Here is a 3,570-nt window from a genome sequence, read left to right as displayed (position 1 = left end):
CGGCGATCGCCATGCCCGAACTTTGCGAGAGCTTTTCGCAGCGCCAGGCGACCGCCTACATGAACCAGGGCAAGGTGGTGATCTTTGCCGGCGGCACCGGCAATCCATTCTTCACCACTGATTCGGCCGCGGCCCTTCGCGCCGCTGAAATCGGCGCCGACGCGCTGTTCAAGGGCACTCAGGTCGACGGCGTCTACTCGGCGGACCCGAAGAAGGATCCGAATGCGACGCGTTTCGAGCGCATCAGCCATGGCGAAGTCATAAATCGCGGCCTTTCCATCATGGATACTGCTGCGATTGCACTTGCGCGCGAAAACAACATTCCGATAATCGTCTATTCGATCCACGAAAAAGGTGGTTTCGGCGATATTCTGAGGGGCGGCGGCCGCTGCACGGTCGTCGCGGACGATTGATCGGCGGCCTGACCCGAAAAGGGAAGCCGGTTTTCGAAAGTTCGATTCGAAGACGGCCCCGAAGCAGTGAGCCCGCATTAGACGGGTCGAGGAGATAAAGATGAGTGGTGAGTACGACGATCTCAAGCGGCGCATGGATGGGGCCATTGCCGCGTTCAAGCATGATCTGGCCTCGCTGCGGACCGGTCGCGCCTCCAGCAATCTGCTCGATGCGATCCAGGTGCAGGCCTACGGCACCACCATGCCGATCAATCAGGTCGCCAACGTCTCGGTGCCGGAGCCGCGCATGATCTCGGTATCGGTATGGGACAAGTCGATGGTTGGCGCGGTCGACCGCGCGATCCGCGAATCCAATTTGGGGTTCAACCCGATCGTAGACGGCACCAACCTCAGGATTCCACTTCCCGAACTTAACGAACAGCGCCGCAAGGAACTGGTCAAGATCTCGCACACCTACGCCGAGAATGCCCGTGTCGCCGCGCGCCATGTGCGCCGCGACGGCATGGACTTCCTGAAGAAGGCGGAGAAAGACGGCGACATCAGCGAAGACGATCAGCGCAAGCGCTCGGACCAGGTCCAGAAACTTACCGACGAGACGATCAGCACCATCGACCACCTGCTTTCCGATAAGGAAGCTGAAATCATGCAGGTTTAGGGTCATGGCCGCCGGCTGACCCGAAAGCGAGAACATGGCAACGCCCGCGCATGTCGCGATCATCATGGACGGAAACGGACGCTGGGCCAAGGCGCGCGGCATGCCCCGTCTTGCGGGCCACCGTGCCGGTGTCGAGGCGCTGCGCAAGACGGTGCGCGCGGCACCTGGGCTCGGCATTTCCTACCTGACCGTCTATGCTTTCTCGTCGGAGAACTGGTCGCGGCCGAAGTCCGAGGTCAGCGACCTGATGGGCCTCTTGAAAATGTTCATTCGCCGTGACCTTGCTGAACTGCACCAGAGCGGTGTGCGGGTTAGAATCATCGGTGACCGGGCAGGGCTGCAGTCTGATATCAGGGGACTGCTCGACGAGGCCGAAACGCTGACGGCCGCAAACGAATCGCTGACGCTGGTGATCGCCTTCAACTATGGCGGACGAGACGAAATCGTTCGTACGGCACAAAAGCTTGCGGCGGCCGTGGCGCGTGGCGAACTCGACGCCGAGGCGATATCAGCCGAAAGCTTTGCCGGCGCGCTCGATACGCAAGGCATTCCCGACCCGGAACTGGTCATTCGCACCAGCGGCGAGCTCCGGCTGTCGAACTTCCTTCTGTGGCAAGCCGCCTATAGCGAACTCGTCTTCCTGCCTTGCTACTGGCCCGACTTCAGCCGCGAGCACCTTGCGGAAGCTTTGCGTGAGTTTGCTGGCCGCGAACGCCGTTTCGGCGGACTTGGGGGCCAGGACGTCGCTTCGCGACCGGCCGCGGGATGAGCAATCTTCAACTGCGTATCGTTTCGGCGATCGTGCTCGCCATCATCACTCTCGGCTTGACCTGGATCGGCGGTTTGCCGTTCCGGCTGCTGTGTGCCGTGATCGTAGCGGCGATCTTCTATGAATGGACCCGCATGTCGCGGCCAACCGGGGCAACGGGCCTTGGTTTCCTGCCGGAAGCACTGCTGGTTGTCTTCATTGGCGCCTTGATTGGCGGTCTGGCCGCCTCCTGGCTGCTGCCGCTTGTGGCGGCCATCGTTGCCGCAACGGCGATAGCCGCCTCGGTTCGCAAGACCGGACAATGGGATGCGAGCGGCCTTGCCTATGCCGCGGTTTCAGGCCTGTCGCTCGCCTTGCTGCGCGATGGCGATCGTTCAGGCCTCATTGCCATCCTGTTCCTGTTCGCTGTCGTCTGGGCCACCGATATCCTTGCCTATTTCGTTGGCCGAGCCGTTGGGGGGGCGAAACTGGCGCCCTCTATCTCGCCCGGCAAGACGCGCAGCGGCGCACTCGGCGGCGCTGTCGGCGGCGTCGTCGCCGGGCTGGTCCTCGCCGCAGCTGCCGGTGTCGGCAATCTGGCATTGCTCGGCCTGGTCGCGCTCGTGCTGTCGATTGTCTCGCAGGCAGGCGACCTGTTCGAATCCTGGATCAAGCGCCGCCATGGCCGCAAGGACTCAGGTGCGCTCATCCCGGGCCATGGCGGCGTCATGGATCGCGTCGATGGGCTTGTCGCAGCGGCATTCGCCCTATACGTCATCGGCTGGATTTCGGCGAACGCCGATCATCCGGCGCAGGGTCTGTTTCCCGTTTGAGCGATGTCATTTCAGGGTCCTTTGCGCGGTGCGCCTTGGATTCGCCCGGATTGGTGTCACAGTCACGGCGCAGTCTGCGCCGTGGAAGAATTTGAGGGTTTGTCTTGAACGAGATTCTTCACGCGCTTTTCAGCACAGAAGGCTTTGTCCTCGGCACGCTGGTGCCATTCCTCTTCGTGCTGACCGTAGTCGTGTTCGTCCACGAAATGGGCCATTACCTTGTCGGGCGCTGGTGCGGCATCGGCGTCAGGGCCTTCTCGATCGGCTTCGGCCCGGAACTCTTCGGCTTCAACGACAGCCACGGCACGCGCTGGAAACTGTGTGCGATACCGCTTGGCGGCTATGTAAAATTCGTCGGCGACATGAACGCCACATCGAGCCAGCCCACGTCGGAAGAAATTGAAACGCTGACCGAGGACGAGCGCAAGGTCGCTTTTCACACTCAGCCGATCTGGAAGCGCGCGGCAACGGTGGTGGCCGGACCATTGTTCAATTTCCTGCTGACGATCGTCGTCTTTTCCGTGCTGTTCACCGCCTATGGCCGCTATGTCGCCGAGCCCATGGTGGCCGAGGTGACCGCCGACAGCCCGGCGGCGAAGGCCGGCATCCTTCCCGGCGACCGATTCGTCAGTGTCGACGGCAACAAGGTCGAAACCTTTGGCGACGTCCAGCGCCTGGTCTCGGGCCGTGCCGACGACGCAATCACCTTCGTCATGTTGCGCGACGGCCAGGAGGTCACTGTGACCGCGGCGCCGCGGCTGATGGAACAGGAAGACGCGCTCGGCAACAAGGTCAAGGTCGCCGTGATCGGTGTCGTCAACAACAAGGAACTCGGTCAGCCGAGGCTGATCACCTACACGCCGGTCGGAGCGGTCGCGGCGGCGGTCGAGGAAACCGGTCACGTCATCCAGCGCACCGGCC

General features: G+C 62.3%; 5 protein-coding genes. All 5 read left to right on the top strand.

What is annotated here, in order from left to right:
• On the top strand, positions 1–413 hold a 413-nt coding region (locus tag EN939_RS25375; RefSeq protein ID WP_442919555.1), incomplete at its 5' end, for a uridine monophosphate kinase.
• Positions 414–513: 100 nt separating this feature from the next.
• Positions 514–1,068, top strand: a complete 555-nt coding sequence (gene frr / locus EN939_RS25370; RefSeq protein ID WP_013531759.1) for a ribosome recycling factor — start codon at positions 514–516, stop codon at positions 1,066–1,068.
• Between the two features lie 34 nt (positions 1,069–1,102).
• A complete protein-coding gene (locus EN939_RS25365) occupies positions 1,103–1,837 on the top strand; it encodes an isoprenyl transferase (RefSeq protein WP_023812930.1) in 735 nt (244 codons plus the stop codon).
• A complete protein-coding gene (locus tag EN939_RS25360; protein WP_127270545.1) occupies positions 1,834–2,649 on the top strand; it encodes a phosphatidate cytidylyltransferase in 816 nt (271 codons plus the stop codon). The genes EN939_RS25365 and EN939_RS25360 overlap by 4 nt, the downstream gene beginning before the upstream one ends.
• 104 nt (positions 2,650–2,753) lie before the next feature.
• A partial coding sequence (locus EN939_RS25355) for a M50 family metallopeptidase (RefSeq protein ID WP_164751210.1) occupies positions 2,754–3,570 on the top strand: 817 nt, incomplete at its 3' end.

The sequence above is a fragment of the Mesorhizobium sp. M7A.F.Ca.CA.002.05.1.1 genome (genome assembly GCF_003998335.1).
Lineage (GTDB): Bacteria > Pseudomonadota > Alphaproteobacteria > Rhizobiales > Rhizobiaceae > Mesorhizobium.
Note: the sequence above shows the minus strand (reverse complement) of the source record. Positions and strands in the feature narration are given on the sequence as shown.